This window comes from Siphonobacter curvatus (assembly GCF_002943425.1).
Lineage (GTDB): Bacteria > Bacteroidota > Bacteroidia > Cytophagales > Spirosomataceae > Siphonobacter > Siphonobacter curvatus.
Genome location: NZ_PTRA01000001.1, coordinates 2,622,401 through 2,641,913, shown reverse-complemented (window position 1 = coordinate 2,641,913; position 19,513 = coordinate 2,622,401). Strand labels below are relative to the sequence as shown.

Genomic DNA, 19,513 nt, shown 5'->3' with positions numbered 1-19,513 from the left:
CGTTAAAATTAAGCCTCAAGTATTTGGTTGCGGCAAACATATTTTTACGCGAATGGTTATTCTGGTTGGGTAGAGATGCCTTTGTATGGATAGACTAAAGGAATTCTATCGTAAATTTACCAGCCCTTATTCGATGCTTGATGTGAATGTACGGTTATCATTTCTCAAATCGTATGCAAACCCCGGTATGTACAAAAGGCTCTATTATGTTGATTTAAAACAGTTTCGTTGGATATGATTCTTCTAGTGGATGATAGGCCTGAGAATATTCTTCCCCTCAAAAAGATCCTCGAACTGCATGATTTTTCCGTTGATACCGCAGAATCAGGAGAGGAAGCCCTTAGAAAAGTCCTGAATCAGAGCTACTCTGTTATTATCCTGGATGTACAAATGCCGGGTATGGATGGGTTTGAAGTAGCTCAAGCCATTGCCGGTTATAGTAAAGCGAAGGATACGTCCATCATTTTCCTATCGGCAGTCAATAAAGAAAAGGAGTTCATTGCGAAGGGCTATACCTCGGGTGGCATGGATTACCTCACCAAGCCCGTAGATCCCGATATTCTGCTACTCAAAGTCAAAACGCTTAATCGTTTGTACGAACAGCAGCAGGAGTTGCGAGCGATTCAAAGTTCCCTGATGACCGAAATTGAAGTACGGAAACAGGCTCAGGAAGAACTCGCCGAACGCATGCAGGAGTTACGTTCGACGCTCGAATCGTTGCCGCAAATGGCTTTTACGGTTGCGGCTGGGGGACAAATTGAATTCGTGAATGAGCATTGGTTCCGTTATTCAGCGGACTCGGGTACGTTTCCAGAAACGCATCCGGACGATTCCGTTTGGGAAGCCTGGCAGCAGCAAAGAAATACAGGCGTTGAATTTACCTGTGAAGTTCGCTTGAAAGAACTGAAGTCGGGGGAATGCCGCTACCATCTGTTACGCATTACGCCCATCAAGCGGCAAGGAATTACGGTTCGCTGGGTGGGTACGCTGACGGATATTCATCAGCAAAAATTAGCGGCTGAATTACTGGAACAAAAGGTTGAGCTGCGTACGAAAGAGCTACTCATTAAAAATGTCGAACTGGAACGTACGAACCACGAATTACAACAATTTGCCTGGGTAGTCTCGCATGACTTAAAGGAGCCGCTACGGAAAATTCAGATATTTAATGACGTGATTAAAGAAAAATACCTGAAAGAAAATCAGGAAGCCGTAGCTTATCTGGAGCGTTCCATTCATTCTTCGGCTCGGATGTCCCGCCTTATTAATGATGTATTGGAATACTCGCAGCTTTCCGTATCCGCAGCGTTCCAACCTACGAATTTAAATACCCTCATTCAGGAGTTGCTCAACGATTTTGAGGAAGTTATTCGTACTAAACAGGCCATCTTACACATTGAAGATTTACCCGTAATAGACACCATTCCCAGCCGTATCCGACAAGTCTTCCAAAATCTGATTAGTAATGCCTTGAAATTTACGATTACGGGAAAACCGCCCGTTATTGCTATTCGGGCGGAACGAATTAAAGAAAAGAGCATAGATAGCGAAGTTTCTTCAACGGGTGAGTATTGTCGTATTACCGTGGAAGATAATGGCATTGGATTCGATGAAAAATTCCTACAGCGTATTTTCATCATCTTCCAAAGATTAAATGATCAAAGTAGTTACGAGGGCACGGGCATTGGTTTGGCGATTGCTAAGAAAAATATGGACAAACATAATGGACTTATTTCCGCAAAAAGCCGGCCGAACGAAGGAGCTAGTTTTATTTTGATTTTACCCATACATCAGACCAGCGAGACGCTGGAATCTCTATAATAGTTACCATGCCTAAAACAACGCATTCCGTAATACGACAATTGCAGGTCGTATTTTCCGTTTCTACGGTATTACTGCTCATTAGTTTAGCGGCTTCTTTCTACAGTATCCAGGGATTAATTGATAACTCGAAACTAGTAAATCATACCAATCAGGTGATACTAGAATCGGAGAACATCATCTCGTACATGAAAGATGCAGAAACTGGACAACGCGGGTTTCTGCTAACGCTGGATTCGGATTATCTAAATCCCTATAACGGTGCTTATGAAAAAGTAAATGCTACGTATACCAGGTTAAAAGACCTGACGCAGGATAATGTAGCTCAGCAACAGAGCTTAAGTCAGGTAAAGGAGCTTTATACGGCCAAGTTCGACCAGATGCAGAAGATTATCAATCGGGCTCGGCGGGCTAAGTACATGACGCGTGATACAGCTCAGCAAAACGAGGAGATGGCGGTAGGGAAGAAGATCATGGATGATCTTCGAGTAGCAGTAGAGCGAATTAAGAAGCACGAAACTTCTGTACTTCAAAATCGCATCGATAAGCAGCAATTCTACATCAATTTCACTCCTGTTTTATTAGCAATTGCTGCCATTATTTCAACGTTAATCACAGCGTATGCCTATATTCGAATCAAAAGAGATTTAGATAGCCGCTTAGTTCAACAGCAATTAGCTCAACAACAATACGATGAATCCGTCCGACGAATTGTAGCGATAGAAGGCGTGGCAGCTAAGATTTCAGACGGAGATTACTCGGTACGAAGTGCCGATGATAAAGACGACGAACTTGGCCGGATTTCCAGAGCTTTAAACGGTATGGTAGGATCTTTGGAAACGACCTTTACTGATTTACAGCGGCGGGATTGGCTACAAACCGGAGCAGTTGAATTAAGTACGGCCATTGCGGGCGAGCGTAATTTTAAAACGTTGGCTGCCCGTATGATCGAGACAATTACCAACTACGTTAAAGCTCCCGTAGGAACGGTATATTTTATTGATACCAGCTCTAAATTTAGTTTGGCGGGGAGTCAGGCCGTCGTAGAAGTACCGGAATTCGTATACGCGGGTCAGGGAATTTTGGGCCAGGCTATTGAGCAGAAAAAAATACGAGTAATCGAAGATTTACCCACCGATTATCTGCCCATCACTTCTTCGCTAGGAACGGCCCCAATTCAGGCATTAGTTGTACTGCCTTTGCTTTACGCGGGGAGTTGTATTGGGGTAATTGAACTCGGGTTTTTACAAAAACCCAGTGAATTAGAACTGGAGTTTTTAAGGAGCAATCAGGATGATCTGGCCGTAGCTACCAATGCTGCTTTAGACTATATCAAACTACAGAATTTCCTGGAAGAAACGCAGGCTCAAGCGGAGGAACTACAGGCTCAACATAATGAACTGGAAAACCTGAATGCAGAGTTGGAAGCTCAGGCTCAAAAGCTACAAGCTTCAGAAGAAGAATTACGGGTACAACAGGAAGAACTACTGCAAACTAATACGGAATTAGAAGAGCGGAGTGTCTTGCTCGAAGAAAAGAACGACGAAATTCAGAAGAAGGCGGAAGAGCTAGAATTAACGACTCGGTACAAATCAGAATTTCTGGCGAATATGTCGCACGAGTTGCGTACGCCGCTTAACTCCATACTTTTATTAAGTCGATTACTAGCCGAAAATTCAGAAGACAATTTATCGAAAGATCAGATTGAATACGCGAAAGTCATTCAGTCTTCGGGGAATGGATTATTAGGATTGATTGATGAGATTCTGGACCTGTCTAAAATTGAAGCAGGGCAGATGAAACTCGAATATTTGAACGTGGCCATCTCGGATATTCTGGAAGAACTCCGGGCCTTGTTCACGCCCTTAGCGAAAGAAAAAAATCTGGAATTTGCCATTAGCGTAGAACCCAATACTCCCGGTGTCATCGAAACAGACCGGATGCGACTGGGTCAGATTCTGAAGAATTTGCTCTCGAATGCCATTAAGTTTACCGCCACGGGTTCGGTATCGGTTATCGTGAAGAACGATGCGGAACGGCCCGGCATGATTGACTTTGTGGTGAAGGATACGGGTATTGGCATTCCTCGCGAAAAACAACAACTTATTTTTGAAGCCTTCCAGCAGGCCGATGGCTCTACCAAACGCAAGTACGGCGGAACGGGGCTGGGTCTGTCGATTAGCCGCGAACTAGTGAAACTGCTGGGTGGAGAGTTGGTACTGGTTAGTGAAGCGAATCAGGGTAGTGAGTTCACGGTTCGGATTCCCGTTTCAAACGTGTATGCCCTTACGGTACATGAGCCCGTGGTACAAATCGTATCGCGGAAAGCCGAAGTAGAAACGCCCACACCGGCTCCGGTGAAAGAAGAGTCGCCCCAGTTTATTAGCTCATCCATTCCCGAAAGTATTCCCGATGATCGGCAAAGTATTCAAGAAAATGACAAGAGTATATTGATCATCGAGGATGATACCGCCTTTGCCAAATCTCTGCTGGATTACGCCCGACGGAAAGGATACAAGGGCATTGTTTCGGTTCGTGGCGATGAAGGATTGAAACTGGCCAGCCACTACAAACCCATGGGTATTCTTCTGGATATTCAGTTGCCCGTCATGAGCGGTTGGGAAGTCATGGATGCGTTGAAGGCCGATCCGCAAACGCGTCACATCCCCGTACACATCATGTCGTCTCATAAGCTGAAAAACGAGAGTCTGATGAAAGGAGCTGTCGACTTCGTAGACAAGCCTATGGCTTACGAACAGATGCATGAGGTATTCAAGAAGATCGAGTATGTACTGAACCGGAATCCGAAGAAAGTCCTCATCATCGAGGATAACCCTAAGCATGCGAAAGCGTTGGCGTACTTCCTGGAGACATTCAACATCAATTCCGAACTGAAAAGCGATATATCACAGGGCGTTGAAGCGTTGAAACGGAACGAAGTAGACTGTGTCATTCTGGACATGGGTATACCCGATACGAAATCTTACGAAATGCTCGAAGCGGCCAAACGTAATCCGGGATTGGAGAACTTCCCAATCATTATTTTTACGGGTAAGAGCCTGTCCATGTCGGAAGAATTACGCATCAAAAAGTACGCGGATTCGATCATCGTCAAAACGGCCCATTCGTACCAGCGAATGCTTGACGAAGTGTCACTATTCCTGCATTTGGTAGAAGACCAGAAGCAGTCGGCTCAGGCCTCGGGTGGTCCGAAAAAGCTGGGTGAATTGAGTCAGATTTTGCATAACAAAACCGTACTGGTAGCCGATGATGATATTCGGAATATTTTCTCGCTGTCGAAAGCCCTGGAGAATTATAAAATGAACGTTATTACGGCCTTGGATGGTAAGGAAGCACTGGAAAAATTACAGGAAAATTCGACGATTGATGTGGTACTGCTGGACATGATGATGCCGCAAATGGACGGCTACGAAACGGCCCGTAAAATCCGACAAAATTATCAGTGGAAAGATTTACCAGTCATTGCCGTTACGGCTAAAGCCATGACGGGTGACCGGGAAAAATGTATTCAGGCTGGGGCATCGGATTACATTACTAAACCCGTGGATGTTGATCAGTTGCTGTCGCTGTTACGGGTCTGGTTGTACGAACGATCTTAAGGGGATCGGCTGGAACGATTTTGTTTTCTAACGAAGCATTCGCTATGGGTAAAAAACGCGTATTGATCATCGATGATGATGCTAAAAATATCTTCGCATTAACGGCTACCTTACGGTCCAAATCCTACGAATGCCTTTCGTGTGTGAGTGCTCAGGAGGCTCTGGATTTACTGCGAACGGATGAAATCATTGATGCCATTTTAATTGACATGATGATGCCCGAAATGGATGGATACGAGGCAATGCCCCTGATACAGGCGATCGAACACCGGCGGAATACGCCCATTTTTGCCGTAACAGCTCAGGCAATGGTAGGAGATCGGGAAAAATGCCTGCGTGCCGGAGCGACGGAATATATTTCTAAACCGATTGACGTAGACCGCTTACTAGCTCTACTGAATCGGGTGTAACCGGATAGAGTACTATGATTGAAGAGGATGAAATAACTATTTTGTTGAGTGATTTATTTGAATTATACGGATACGATTTTACGAATTATTCAAAAGCTTCTCTCAAACGACGAATCTTGCGGCTGTGTTCGTTAGATAAGTTTCCCAGCTTTGCGGAACTTCGCTACCGAATCAAATCTGACCCCACCTACTTACAGCGATTTGTGGAGGAAATTACGGTTAATGTAACCGAAATGTTCCGTGATCCCCAGTTTTATAAAACACTGCGAACGGAGGTATTGCCCAGTTTAGGATCAAAGCCGTTTATTCGAATTTGGCACGCGGGCTGTTCAACGGGCGAAGAGGTGTACTCCATGGCTATTTTGCTGAAAGAATTAAATCTTCTGCATAAATCTTTATTATACGCTACTGATCTGAATCCAACGGTACTAGAGAAGGCCCGTAAGGGAATTTTTCCTTTACCGCATTTGAAACAATACTCCGAAAATTACATTTTATCTGGAGGAATTCAGGATTTTTCTTCCTACTACACCGCTCATTACGGACAGGTGAAATTCAGGGAAGAATTGAGTGAAAAGATGATCTTTTCTACGCACAATTTAGTATCTGATCGCTCCTTCAATGAGTTTGATTTAATCCTTTGCCGGAACGTCTTAATCTACTTCGATAAAGACTTGCAGGAGACGGTATTACGCCTCTTTGATGAAAGTCTGGGATCGCTGGGATATCTGGCTCTGGGCTCTAAGGAAACGCTGAAGTTTTCAAGCGTTGCTGCCCAGTACCGGCAGTTGAACCGAGAGAAAATATGGCGGAAAATTCACTAAACCCCTCACAAAAGCTGGTTGTCATTGGCGGATCAATGGGTAGTATTGATGCGTTGATGAAGTTATTACCCAATTTGAAGGTTCCGATGCCTTTTGCTCTGGTCATTGTGCTGCACCGCAAAAGCTCCGTGGATTCCACGCTGGCCGATTTGTTTGCTACTCGAACCCGGATTCCCATTCGCGAAGTAGAAGATAAAGACACGCTGGAAAAAGGAAATATTTACATTGCTCCGGCGGACTACCACCTGCTGATTGAACAGGAACGGATCTTTGCCCTGGATGCTTCGGAAAAAGTGAACTACAGTCGTCCTTCCCTCGATGTAACCTTCGAATCCGCAGCGGATACCTTCGGTTCGGCAACGGTGGGCGTACTGCTTTCCGGGGCGAATGCTGACGGTACGGCTGGGCTGACGGCTATTAAAAAAGCGGGTGGACTGACCATTGCCCAGCATCCGGAAACCGCTCAGGCTCCATTTATGCCGCAGCATGCCATTACGCATACGGTCATTGATTACATTTTCTCGATGGACGAACTGGCTGCTTACCTCAATTCCCTCAGCTAAGGAGAGCAAACACATTCACGAAAAAATCAGGCACTACCGGAGAACTAGCCCGGAAAAGTTTCCGCATATTCGTCCCGTAAACTTTTCTTTCTTTTCGTATGCGTACCCTTTGTACTCTTCTCCTGTTTTGTGTATGGTTTGGTAAGGCTGAATATAGCCAAGCCGCCAAAGTAGACACTGTCAATACCTACAGTGCCTCCATGAAAAAATCGATTAAAGCGGTCGTCATTACACCCGATTCGTATACGGCCGGAAAAGCCTTTCCGACGGTGTACGTGTTACATGGCTACAGCGGTAACTACAGCGACTGGGCCAAGAAAATGCCCACCATCGGGCAATGGGCTGATGCCTACCAGCAAATCATCGTATGTCCGGATGGGCAGTTTTCTAGCTGGTATTTCGATAGCCCCGTAGATCCATCGTATAAGTACGAAACATACGTGGCTACCGAATTAGTTAATTGGATCGATGAACATTACAAAACGCTAAAAGACCGTCAGCACCGGGGTATTACGGGCCTGAGTATGGGTGGTCACGGAGCGTTGTATCTGGCTTTTCGGCACCAGGATGTATTTGGTGTGGCGGGCAGTATGAGCGGCGGTGTCGATTTTCGGCCTTTCCCCAATAACTGGGATATCGCCAAACGCCTGGGTACCTACGCTCAGGCTCCGGAGAAATGGGAGCAGAATACCGTTATCAATCTGGTGCATCTGCTGACGCCAAATTCCCTAGCACTGATTATTGACTGCGGAAGTGAAGATTTTTTCTATCGGGTAAACTGTAATCTGCACGACAAACTGCTGGAGCGGAACATTCCCCATGACTTCATTAGTCGCCCTGGTGGGCATAATTGGCCGTACTGGAGCAATGCCCTGCCGTATCAGTTACTCTACATGCGTACATACTTTGATCGTCAGAAGTAAGAACTCTAACAACAAAAAAACACCGGTGATGAGCCGGTGTTTTCGTTTCGGAAAAGCTAGTTTTCGTATACTTTCCGAAGACGTTTGATCTTTTTAAGCCGGGCCTTGGCTTCGCGTTTGATCTGCTTTTTCTGAGCCGTATCCGCCAGCGAAGGATCGACGTAACCCACGCGACGAATCAGCAGATAACTTGCGTAGTTATAGGCAATAAACAAACCTACTAAAATTAGCAGACTTTGATTCGTGGTGATGGAATGACGGATGAGCAGGAAAAAGCCTGTTAGCCCAATTGTTAATCCACAAAGGGCACAAGTGGCCTGAAAGTGACTTAATCCCTGAGCCAGTAGGATGTGGTGCGTATGGTTTTTGTCCGGAGTAAACGGAGAACGACCGTCCATAATCCGAATGATAAACACGCGGAGCGTATCGAAAATCGGTACCACCAGCACGACAATGGCCAAAATAGGAGCGTCGAGAATGGCTCCTGCTCCCGTATTCAGGTGAATGAATTTAACGGCAAATAGCGTCAGGACGAAGCCCAGAATCAACGAGCCCGTATCACCCATGAAAATCTTACTGGTTCGGGAAAAGTTAAAGCGAATAAACCCTAGCAAAGATCCCGAAAGAGAAGCCGCCAGAATGGCCAGTGGATACTGAGCATTCAACAGGAACCAGGAACCAAAAATCATCGAGGCAATCAATCCAATGCCGCCCGCTAGACCATCGATCCCGTCAATGAGGTTGATCGCATTCGTAAGGGCAATGAAGATGAATACCGTGAGTAGTACGCTAATCAGGTAAGGAATCTGGTGAATACCCAAAATTCCAAAGAAATCGTTGATTCGTAAATCCGCACCAATGATGACCAGAGCCGAGGCGAAAATCTGGGCCAGCATCTTTTTCATGGGAGCAATCACCAAAATATCGTCTTTGACCCCTGTGAAAAACAGAATAATGATACCGGCAATGGCTAAATGGTGCAGATGTGTTTCACCGTCGGGCTGCCAGAGAAAGTAGCCGATCATCGTACCGGCAAAAATGGCAATACCACCCAGCGTAGGCGTTCTATTGGAGTGAGCACTCCGGGCTTCGGGTTCCTTCATCAGGTTACGGAGCCGGGAGATGTTTATAATGACTGGAATTGCTTCAACCGTAAGCCAACATGCGGCAAGGAGGGAAATGATGACCTGAACAAATGCTTCGTTCAGGAATTGACGTAACGCTGTTATCATACCGTTTGACTCAATACAGTTGGTTCGATCAAGTATGGCGGGTGGGCACTGCCAGGTACTTCTACTAGGGACTTCACCAAAAATCTGTTAAAACTACTAATCAAAACGTAGCCTTTCACCATTTGTCTAGATTTATAATCGATAAAATTGACAAAAGCTGACAAACGGCTGCCCAGCGGTACTAAACCTACCAAAGATATACCGAGCGGCAATAGATACGTCTGAACACTTACTCAATCACCCGGGTGCGTACTTTTGCGGCTGGATTTCCCCGATAAATCCCATATGCCTCTAGGTTAGTCGTAGCTACTGAGCCCACTGCTAACATGGCATGGGAAAAACAAGTGACTCCCGGGCATACAATCGACTTGGCACCAATCCAGACGCCAGCTTCGAGCGTAATGGGAGCGGTCATCAGGTCAAAGCGAGAGGATTTGTAGTTATGATTGCCGCAAAGTAACATGGCTCCCTGCGACAGACAGGCATTGGAACCGATGCGAACCTGAACCAAATTATCGATCCATACTTCTTCGCCAATCCAGACGTAATCGCCAATTTCCAAAAGCCAGGGAAATTTAATGTTCACACTGGGTTTGATCATAACCCCGGTGCCAATCGTTGCACCAAACTTACGTAAGATCCAGATTTTCAGACTTACGGGGATGGGCCAGTTACTGGCGAATAGCAGGGCATTGATTACAAACCAGAGGCGATTCCGCCAGCTTTTGCTGGAATACTGCGGCAGTTGCTGGTAACGGGATAGATCAACGCTTCCCGAGTACGTCTTTTCCATATTCGGTTAGAAAAAATTGAGCGATGCCTTCCTTCGAGGTCCCCGCCCGGTGATATACTTCAAAGATTTTGGCGTCGACCAGGAATCGGTACCAGAAGCCCTGTAAAAAGTGCCAGACGATTCCACGTTTGCCGTCCAGAAATCCCATCTTGAAGAAGTACCGAAACAGGAAGTACAAGAAAGGCCGCGTGAACAGGGGCAGACTGGCGTATTTAATCTTCAGGTAACGTTTCCGCTGTTCTTGCGTACCAAAGAGTTTAGGGGTGACGATTTCGACGTTGCCAAAGTCATACTTTACGTTGAGCAGGTCAATGGCTTCCCGAATGGCGTACAGATTGTGTTTCTGCGTCCACCAAGTCAGGTTATTCAGGTTATGATCGACGAGATCGTGGTTCATCCGGGCCGTTTCTCCTTCGGAAAGCTTGATGTGTTCGTCCATCCACAATTCTTCGCAGTGACCTTTCCCACTTCGCCAGATTCGCAGAAGCCAGGTTGGGTAATAGCCACCGTAACGAATCCACTGATCCATGAACATCACCCGCCGTTTAATATACAGACCCGAAACCGAAGTAGGAAGCGTCGGCAGGGTTTGCCGGATTTCCTGAGCAAGTTCGGGCAGAATGTATTCGTCGGCGTCCATCCGCATGAGCCACTCCGTCTGATACGGGCAGTGCTGAATGCCAAAATTGAACTGATTAGCGTAATTAACCCAGGGATTCTGAACGACCCGGGCACCCAAAGAAGTCGCTAGTGCAACGGTACGGTCTGTCGATCCGGAATCAACGATGAAAATTTTATCCGTGACGAGCAACAGGCTTTTCAAACAACGTTCAATGTGTTTTTCTTCATTGAATGTCAGTAATATGACCGTCAGATCCGGAACGGTAGGAGACAGGGGTGACGGAGTAGGGGTCATGGAAAAAAGGATACAACTACAGAATAGATTCGAAGGCCCGATACAACCGGGTAGCAACCTTTTTAATGTCGGCTACGTCACGGGCAAAAGTCTGACCTTTAGCAGCCAATTGCAAACGATACGCCGGATCGTCGATCAGGCGTCGCAGGCCGCGTTCTACATCGCTTACGTCGTGCGTGACCAGCTCGGCGGCGTGGTTTTGTTTGAGTAAATGGCCAAAACCAATCCGGTCGGTAGTCAGTACCGCCGTGCCGCAAACCATCGCTTCCAAAGCCGCCAGTGAAAAACTTTCTGAATACGTAGGCAGAGCAAAAACGTCAGCGTCTACAATGGCTTCCAGTTTATCGGTACCCGTAAGCATGCCAGTCAGAATGATTTGCTGACTCAGTTGCTGCTTCTGAATGAAATCAGTAACGTAAGACAGGTAGCCGTCATCTGGACCCGTAATGCACAAACGGGCTTCGGGATAAGTTTTAAGCAAATTCTGAAAGGCCGGTAATAGTAGATTCAGACCCTTCTTGACATTGATGCGACTCAGGAAAAGAATGAGCGGTGCCTGCTCAGCAATACCGAATTTCTTCCGAAAAATACCTTTTGCCGGTAATTGATCATAATCGGAGAGAAGCATCCCGTTGTTAATCATCACCACATTCGGGTGCGTATGCCCAAGGTAACGCTTCAGATCTTCCTCTTCATCGGGATTATGTACCTGAATTAGATCGCATTGATCCACGTATTTTCGCTGAAAAAGAGCTGAAATAAGCTGTTTCTTCCAGCCTGATTTCTGCATGGCCCAGCGGTCAAGTGTACCGTGAACGGTAAACACTTTCTTCGCTTTCGACCGTACCCAGAAAGGTACCCAACCCGCAAAGTGGAAGGGACCATGGATGTGAACAATATCATATTCGTGGGCGTGTTGCCGGTAGTAACGGTACAACTCAGGCGAAAACTCGGGGATAAACCGGGCCAGCCAATGCCGTTTGGTGGTAACGACTTTCGCTCCTTCGGGAATAGTGTATAGCCGTTCTCCTTCCGACAAAGGCGTAAGAATGGTTACTTCAGCTCCCAACTGAATCTGTACGTTGGTATGATCGTAAATCACTTTCGCCGGTCCACCAATTTCCCAGGAATACCCACACAGATTTAATATTTTCATGAATTCGCTGCTGATAAAATTCGTTGGTAACCCTGCCAGATTTCCTTGGCTACCCGCGTAATGTTAAAAGGTGCAATCAGTTGCAGGGAGTGTTGACCCATACGGGTCCGGTCTGCATCGTTTAGCTGAACGAAAGACTGCATCAGAGAGGCTAGTTCGTGTTCGTTGCGGGGGTCAAACGTATAACCATTTTTCCCTTCCTCCACCAGATCATTCACACAACCGCATTGGGACGAGACCAGTACGGGTAGTCCGCAAATCATCGCTTCGTTCACAACCAGTCCCCAGGGCTCAAAGTAACTGGGTAAAATCAAGGCATCCGCTAAAGCTAAGTACGCTGGAATCCGGTCCCAGGGTTGTCCACCCATCCAACGAACGCCTGAACGATTTTCCAGCTGCGGACGCATCGGGCCATCACCCACAATAAGTAATTCCCAATTACGAGCCTGCGGTTCATTCGCCTTCAGCCACGTAAAGGCGTTCAGCAAGGTTGGAAGGTTTTTCTCTTCGGCCAACCGACCCACAAAAACAAACTGATGCGGAGCCAGTCCCTGCTGTTGACGCACGTCTTCCCGTTGGGCATACGCTTCAGTATAAACCGAACGAATCACCGTTTCGTTTACCACGGCCGCATGTTGCGTCAGGATTTGCCGAGGCTGAGCTCCCAGACGTAAGGCATATTGAGCGGACGAAGATCCAAAGTTGATAAAGCCGTCAAACTGACGAATAATGTATTCCTTGATTCGCTCTTTGACACCCGCACGGGCTCCATCTTTTTCACTAGATTCATTGCTCAAGACTAGGGCAATCCCGCGTAATCGGCAGTACATCATGACGACCCAGTACGCGGGGTCGTAATAGCCAGATAAGTTGACTACATCGGGTTTAAAACGGCGAATAGCCCTTAATAGTCCCGGTATCTTTTTAGAAAGTGGTAGCGTATGCAGTGGACCTTCGTGGAGTAGTTCATATGGGTAATCATGCGTGATCGCACCGGCTTTACCCAGTTGCTGGTATTTGCTTTCTGATTCAGCCATCTGCAATACTAAAAATGCCGATTGGAGCGGGCACTGACGAGCCAATTCTGAGAACAAAGCTGCCTTATAATGAGACCACAAAATGTTATGAACTACAAGTACTCGCATACGTTAAGCAACAGGAGCCAGCGTTTGAGCTTTGGGTACGGGCTTTGACTCCGCCACATCTTTTTCAAAGTTCATGAAGCGGGCCATCAACAAAAATGGATAAATGAAAGTGGTATCATTAGGCTGCCCTTGCGAGAACACGGAAACCGTAATGGGAATAAATACGAAGCCTAAGAAGGTCGAAAATGGACTAATAACGGATCGAATACTTTTATAACACTCCTTGACAATTTCAATAACTGATTTACCAAAGAAATAAATACCAGCTAGCCCGTAATTATACATGGATTCAAGAATAGGAAAGTCCATATAAATGGCCCGGTATCCATTACCTAGAATTAATGAAATAGGATTATAGAATAAAGTATTTTTGAACGTATTAAATGAAATGACTCGTTGTAAAGCCGAATAATCGGCTACTTCGTCTGCATCGGCCCCTTGTACACTGGTTTCAAATATGTCCAGAAACTTCTGGAAAAAGGTTTCCGATATACCAATGAGCAAGTTAATGAAATCCATACGGCTGATTTTGTAGATGACGTAATAAACGACAATCAGCATTATGATAAAATTACGGGGTTTGAATAACGTACTAGTTATTCGCTTTAAATTGCTGAGCTTGAAATGGAAGAAAATTAGTGCTCCCAACGACAAAAGAACGGCCAGAAGTGTAGAACGGCTTTGGGTTAAAATTACCGTTACCAACGAAGCAAAAAAGTTAACTAAGGCCAGTAATTTGTAAAGAATATTCTCTTTAGTAAGAAATAATAAGATCGCTGAACCAATTACACCAAAGAAACCATTCCGAGCAAAAACGTGCGGATTGCCACCGTATTCATCATCAAAATAAATCGAAGCCCGGGCTCCAACTACGTAAAATGGATTGGTAAGTAGAGAATAAAAAAGCCCTAGATTCCCCAAGAATATAAATAGAATAAAAACGGGTAAAGCATGATCTTTCACTTCATTCGGCGTACTAATGAGCAGGAAACAAAAAGCAAAAGACATTGCATAATTAATCAGCTCGCGAGGGAGTGAACTACCTCCTGGATTAATGATGAACAAGTAAAAAATACAAATACCAATCCAGCCTAGAACCGGTACCGCGATCTTCTGATTAAGGCTATAGTATTTTCTAAAGATGGTACTCGGAATCATTAAGAGTAACCCTAATACCAAGCAGACAGCCGTAAAGACGGATGACTGGGGAGCCAATTTAAGTCCGTCCCGTAGGAAGAAAATAATAGGATAGCCCATGGAGAATAAGGCAATTCCCAAAGCCATCCTTTTGTATTGGAAACCTTCAAATAGGCTTTTGAACATGGCTTTTATGCTTTAGGAGAAAACCGGAGTCTATAAAAGAAATAGGCTAAATCACCACTGGTCAGGAATAAAACGAATTTCCGTAATCGGATGACTTTTTGTAACATACGCTCGGGAAACGACGGTCGTATGGTCTGAGAATACTTATGTTTGATTTGCTCGTGTTCAGATAAACCTACAGTAAAGATGGTGGAACTTTTGGCCAATTCATGTTGCCGGAAGCAACCCCAAAAGTCGTTCACTAAACGGAATTTAATTTCCGAATGTGTACCCCAACGCGTGCAAATTTCGTAGTCAAAGGCGAAACGATAATTTTCGTCGAAGTACCCGTACTTCGTTAATAAATCCCGCTTAAAAATCATGCATTGGTTAAACACCTGCATACCTTCGTATACCTGAGCCTGCATCCAGAAAGGGATCTGCTTTTTATGTTCAAAAACCCGGTCATCTCCATCAATCATCAACAGGTGACCATAAAAGACCGAATCTTCGGGATGATTTCGAATGGCTTTAGCTACGTTTAAAAGGGCATTCGGAGCAAAAACATCATCAGAGTTTTGGAAGGTAACCCAGTCGCCCGTTGCTTTTTTGAATCCGGCGTTAATGGCTGCCGTTTGTCCACCGTCTTTCGCACTAACCCAGTAAGCAATATACTTTTCGTATTTTTTGATTACCTCAACACTACCATCTGTGGAACCACCATCCATGATAATGAACTCCAGATTCGGGTAGTTTTGATTGAGGATACTTAAAATGGTCTTTTCTAAAAATTCAGCTTGGTTATACGAGGGGGTAATGACGCTTATTTTTGGATAATTCTGATTTTTATTCAAGAGGATTCGCTCATCAAAGGAAGCTTTGCTGACAAATTCTTTTATATCATTCTCTTTAAAAAATCCCATATACTCGGTTGATCATAAGGTTAAATAGTATACCCTTGCTGCTGAAAAAACGGCCGCCAGAAATTGAGATCATACTTCTCCCAGGCATGGCAGCCAAAGGGCAATTGCGATTGAGTTAATTCGTACCCGTACTCCGGAAATTGCTCGAAAGCAAAGGATAAGGCCTGCCGGGGCGTGGGCAAATGCATGAGCGGTCTAAAAACAACCAGGCGAGTTGAATGCAGCGAAAAAAGCATGTCTTCATTGCCGGGCCACTGACCATATAGACGTTGGTACGCCTTAATTAATTTGATCGAAGCTTGTACCTTCCGTAAGGAAAGTCCTCCATTCAATAAGGGTTTTTTCAGATCCGTCAACGAACGCGGAGCTGCATTGGGTGCTAGCAACGGAGCTCCTACGTAATCGTATTCTTTTTGACACCATTCAGCCAGTTCATCTTTAAATACAAAAGCATCTAACTGGTAGATGAGTATGTATTCATAGGTGGAAAAAGCTTGGTAAAAATCCGTTTGAGTCAATAATAAATTATAGGCGTCGATTCCTTTAAAATAAGCATCCGCAAATGATACGAAACGGAAGTCCGAATACCATTCATTCAAGTACGACAAATCCAGCGATTCGGGCTTTACAATAACGATGGGATACTGACTTAATTTCCTCAGGCATTGTTGTAAAGCTATTTTTTCGTACGCGTTCAGGTCGGAACGATACATGGGAATAACAACGGCTACCGATGCGGACATACTTACTAATTAGATTACTCAAAAAGATCCCCCAGAAAGGGCAACCACCAATCTTTGCTACTGTACCGATACCGGCCCTGAATCCACTCGCCGAATACTTTCGGTAGGCGGCTCAACCGCGATTGCGGTAGGTTAGCCCGTACTTTAAAATGTTTTTGCCGTTCAATCAACTGGGCCAACTTTTCGCGAGGAATGTCGGTCCGTGACTGTAATAAGCCATGCAGCGTCTGAAAGTTTTCAGCTTTTTCCCGAAGGGGAGCCAGTTTTAGCGTACGATCTCTGGAAAAACGGCTTTGCAAGGTGACTTTCTCTTTCTTTTGCCCGAAGCCAACCTGCTGGGTGGAATGTTTTCGGTAGAAGAGCAGCTCGTCGGCAATAAAACCAATTTTATTTTGCAGGGACAGCACCAGAGCGATCCAGGCATCGTGGATCAATTCCTTGTAAGCCACTGGAAAAGGAGCAACGCGGGCCAGAATAGAACGACGAATCGCTAAAGTCGCTCCAGTTACTACGTAGCCTCCGAACAGAATGTCATACGCTTTTCCGCTGGACCAGCGTTGCTGAGCGTCGGCATCGAATTCGATCTCATCCCAGATGGTTTTACCGACGGGCTGGGAGTCATCATCAATGATCTGGGCATTCGTAAATACAGCGTCCATTTCCGGATGCTGCTGCAGATACGCTACTTGCCGGGCTACTTTGGTTTCGTGCCAGAGGTCATCCTGATCACAGCAAAAAATAACGTCACCCGTGCATAAATTCAGGCATTTTTCGAAATTTTTCGTTGAACCTAAATTGCTGGGATTGACGTGAATGTGCACCGGAAAAGAAACGGTAGCAGCAAAGGTTTCCAGTAACTGAATAGTAGTATCCTGCGACCGATCATCGCACACGACTAGTTCATGAATGGGAAGTGTCTGACGCCGGATACTTTCCAATTGTTCGGGTAAATACCGGGAACCATTGTAAGTACACATCGCCACTGAAACTTTCATACAGACAAATAAGGGCCTTTATAGGAATTCAGTATGAATACATACATCCTTCCCATGGGTTGAACTCAAAGAAAAAGTAGTCAAAGTTAGCCGTTTCTTGGGGAACTACGAAGGAGTACTCCAGGAACTTACTGCGGCTGCGATTGCCGGAACAGGAAATCGGGTTGGTAGGTATTGATGGTTTTGATCCATTTCTGTACCCAAGCCGCCCAGTGTTGCCGTTTTAAACTGACGGGTTCAAATGGATCTGGCAGGCCAAACGCCGGTTGCCGGGACTGCGTTTGATTATATACGGGTTGCTTCGTCACGAGGGTTTTATAGCGCTTACTTGCTTCCTTGAAATAAGCAGGCATGGGCCGGTTGGTCAGATAAGACGCATACTGACCGCTTTGGTAGGAAAGTCCCCCGTGGTGTAAGGTAACCGGTTCAGCAATCGTACGCTCAAACGCATTACCGGCGTGAATACCGTAAGCCGCATTTCGTAAGGGAAGTACGCCTTCAAACAAGGCCGGAGCCATGTCTAGCCAGAGTTGGTCGGAACCCTGACCTTCGCACAAATGATAACCGCCCCGGGTTTCCAGGTTCTGGCACCACCACGCCAAAAACGAATTCGTTCTGGCATCCGGACGAATGGCCCAGATGCCGGAAAAATACGTTCCGTAGTTCAGAAAATATTTACTATCCGGGAATTGCGTATCCGGATGGGGCTGGAGCCACTGCGAAAACAGTACAGCCGGTCGCTGCTTCAGGGCTTCCACTACTGCGGTCAGCGGGCGGAGTACCTGCGTTTCGGGTTCCAGAAAAATCAGGGCAACCTGGTTTAAGAGATGTCGTCCCAGCCAGACCCGACTGATATGCAAAAATTCGGTTTTAGTATAGCGTTCAGCCAGCGGTAATAAACCAGGAATATCCTCGACCTTAATCAGTCGCACATTAGCCGGAACCGCTACGTTGAAGGACTCATCCATCCATCCCACCCATAGTAGAGAATCAGGATGATGCTCGGCCAGTTGATCGGCTAGGAGGAAAACCTGAGCTAGCTGCTGACTCCAGCACGCGGTAAAAAAATGAACAGACATACGTTTAGACAATCCGTTTGGTAAAGAGTTCCGTCATGCGGCGACCCGCCAGGTATTCCTGAATGGGCTGCCAAACTTCCTCAAAGGAGAGGGATGATGCCGGACCTTTCCGCTTCCAGATCACTCGGGCGTTAGTACCTTCTCCGTAACCTCCCGTGTATAAATTGAAATCTTCAAAATGGCCTAATTGACCAATGAGCAGAAAGCCGTACGTTCCTACGGCATTCGCCAGGTGAGCCGGTCCACTATCAACGCCCACAAAAAAACTCGCCCGACGAATCACTTCGGCCGTTTCCAGGATACTCAGCTGGCCGCATAAATCGCGGAATTCGGGCGAGGAGCTCTGGATTTGTCCTTTCAGCCCTACTTCCACAACGGGACCAAAATCCTCCAGCACGCGAGCCGTTAACTGATTCCAGTGTTGGGGTTGCCAGTCTTTGACGGGCTGATTGGAGAACGTATGGAAAACAGCGAAACGAGCCGGAAGTTTGAGCGAATCAATTTTCGTCCGTACCGTATCGGGAATGTACAGGCGAGGAGCTTCCGTACGGTCGGGAAGTGGCAATCCGCCCGCCGCTGCAAATACTTCAGCCAGCCGGCCAAAATGCAGGTAATTGTGAATGGTCAGATCTTGCTGATCGGCGTGGGTATTGACCAGTCGTCTGTTGAGCGGAAAATATACCCGGTTTGATAAATGAAGATTGTACAGTTGATCAAAGGGGTTTTTCTCCAGCAACAGGCAGGAAAATAGCACGTTAGGTTCTTCAATGCGTTGCGTAATGGCGGGATTATATTCAACCAGCTCCCGGAAAGATTTCTTGACAATCCAGAAAATCTGAGCATCCGGATGCCGCTCCCGAATGGTACGTGCCAGTGGTTCGCAGGCCACAATGTCACCCAGGTGCTCGGCCATGAGTACACCAATGGTGGGTTTACCACTGGTGATTTTTACCCACTTAACCCAAACGTAAGCTTTCCAGAATTGAACATACGTCCGCAGGATTTCGGAGTATTTTCGGTATCGATGTTGCCAGAGGGCAATGAATTTTTCCATACAAGCGAATCGCG

General features: G+C 46.0%; 17 protein-coding genes. 6 read left to right on the top strand and 11 right to left on the bottom strand.

Going from position 1 to position 19,513, the window contains the following annotated elements:
• The first annotated feature begins 234 nt into the window (after positions 1–234).
• The 6 genes from C5O19_RS10965 to C5O19_RS10940 all read left to right on the top strand — a co-directional run bounded on the left by C5O19_RS10965 (position 235) and on the right by C5O19_RS10940 (position 8,161).
• Positions 235–1,821 (top strand): hybrid sensor histidine kinase/response regulator, encoded by a 1,587-nt coding sequence (locus tag C5O19_RS10965; protein ID WP_104712055.1) that lies wholly within the window; start codon positions 235–237, stop codon positions 1,819–1,821.
• An 8-nt stretch (positions 1,822–1,829) separates the two neighbouring features.
• On the top strand, positions 1,830–5,441 hold the full coding sequence (locus tag C5O19_RS10960; protein ID WP_104712054.1) for a response regulator: 3,612 nt from the start codon (positions 1,830–1,832) through the stop codon (positions 5,439–5,441).
• Between the two features lie 44 nt (positions 5,442–5,485).
• Positions 5,486–5,851, top strand: coding sequence for a response regulator (locus C5O19_RS10955; RefSeq protein WP_104712053.1), 366 nt, complete (start codon positions 5,486–5,488; stop codon positions 5,849–5,851).
• A gap of 14 nt (positions 5,852–5,865) precedes the next feature.
• Complete coding sequence (locus C5O19_RS10950; RefSeq protein WP_104712052.1) at positions 5,866–6,675, top strand: CheR family methyltransferase; 810 nt, start codon at positions 5,866–5,868, stop codon at positions 6,673–6,675.
• Complete coding sequence (locus tag C5O19_RS10945; protein ID WP_104712051.1) at positions 6,657–7,238, top strand: chemotaxis protein CheB; 582 nt, start codon at positions 6,657–6,659, stop codon at positions 7,236–7,238. The genes C5O19_RS10950 and C5O19_RS10945 overlap by 19 nt, the downstream gene beginning before the upstream one ends.
• Positions 7,239–7,336: 98 nt before the next feature.
• On the top strand, positions 7,337–8,161 hold the full coding sequence (locus tag C5O19_RS10940; protein WP_104712050.1) for an alpha/beta hydrolase: 825 nt from the start codon (positions 7,337–7,339) through the stop codon (positions 8,159–8,161).
• Between the two features lie 56 nt (positions 8,162–8,217).
• On the opposite strand, the gene C5O19_RS10935 is transcribed toward C5O19_RS10940, so the two are convergent.
• The 11 genes from C5O19_RS10935 to C5O19_RS10885 all read right to left on the bottom strand — a co-directional run bounded on the left by C5O19_RS10935 (position 8,218) and on the right by C5O19_RS10885 (position 19,499).
• The gene (locus C5O19_RS10935) at positions 8,218–9,393 is read right to left on the bottom strand and encodes an MraY family glycosyltransferase (protein WP_104712049.1); all 1,176 of its coding nucleotides are present in this window, start codon (positions 9,391–9,393) and stop codon (positions 8,218–8,220) included.
• A 229-nt stretch (positions 9,394–9,622) separates the two neighbouring features.
• A complete protein-coding gene (locus C5O19_RS10930) occupies positions 9,623–10,186 on the bottom strand; it encodes a WcaF family extracellular polysaccharide biosynthesis acetyltransferase (protein ID WP_104712048.1) in 564 nt (187 codons plus the stop codon).
• Positions 10,158–11,102: a glycosyltransferase family 2 protein gene (locus tag C5O19_RS10925; RefSeq protein WP_104712047.1), complete on the bottom strand. Its 945-nt coding sequence runs from the start codon at positions 11,100–11,102 to the stop codon at positions 10,158–10,160. The genes C5O19_RS10930 and C5O19_RS10925 overlap by 29 nt, the downstream gene beginning before the upstream one ends.
• A gap of 16 nt (positions 11,103–11,118) precedes the next feature.
• A complete protein-coding gene (locus tag C5O19_RS10920) occupies positions 11,119–12,258 on the bottom strand; it encodes a glycosyltransferase (RefSeq protein ID WP_104712046.1) in 1,140 nt (379 codons plus the stop codon).
• The gene (locus tag C5O19_RS10915) at positions 12,255–13,403 is read right to left on the bottom strand and encodes a glycosyltransferase family 4 protein (RefSeq protein ID WP_104712045.1); all 1,149 of its coding nucleotides are present in this window, start codon (positions 13,401–13,403) and stop codon (positions 12,255–12,257) included. Before C5O19_RS10915 ends, C5O19_RS10920 begins: the two co-directional genes overlap by 4 nt.
• A gap of 3 nt (positions 13,404–13,406) precedes the next feature.
• The gene (locus tag C5O19_RS10910) at positions 13,407–14,411 is read right to left on the bottom strand and encodes a hypothetical protein (RefSeq protein ID WP_133163346.1); all 1,005 of its coding nucleotides are present in this window, start codon (positions 14,409–14,411) and stop codon (positions 13,407–13,409) included.
• 320 nt (positions 14,412–14,731) lie between these two features.
• Entirely contained in the window at positions 14,732–15,628 is an 897-nt protein-coding gene (locus tag C5O19_RS10905; RefSeq protein ID WP_104712043.1) for a glycosyltransferase family 2 protein, read from the bottom strand.
• 20 nt (positions 15,629–15,648) lie between these two features.
• A complete protein-coding gene (locus C5O19_RS10900; RefSeq protein ID WP_104712042.1) occupies positions 15,649–16,371 on the bottom strand; it encodes a DUF5672 family protein in 723 nt (240 codons plus the stop codon).
• A gap of 14 nt (positions 16,372–16,385) precedes the next feature.
• Entirely contained in the window at positions 16,386–17,366 is a 981-nt protein-coding gene (locus C5O19_RS10895) for a glycosyltransferase family 2 protein (protein ID WP_104712041.1), read from the bottom strand.
• 128 nt (positions 17,367–17,494) lie between these two features.
• Positions 17,495–18,445, bottom strand: coding sequence for a hypothetical protein (locus C5O19_RS10890; protein ID WP_104712040.1), 951 nt, complete (start codon positions 18,443–18,445; stop codon positions 17,495–17,497).
• Positions 18,446–18,449: 4 nt separating this feature from the next.
• Positions 18,450–19,499, bottom strand: coding sequence for a glycosyltransferase family 9 protein (locus C5O19_RS10885; RefSeq protein WP_104712039.1), 1,050 nt, complete (start codon positions 19,497–19,499; stop codon positions 18,450–18,452).
• Between the last annotated feature and the right edge of the window lie 14 nt (positions 19,500–19,513).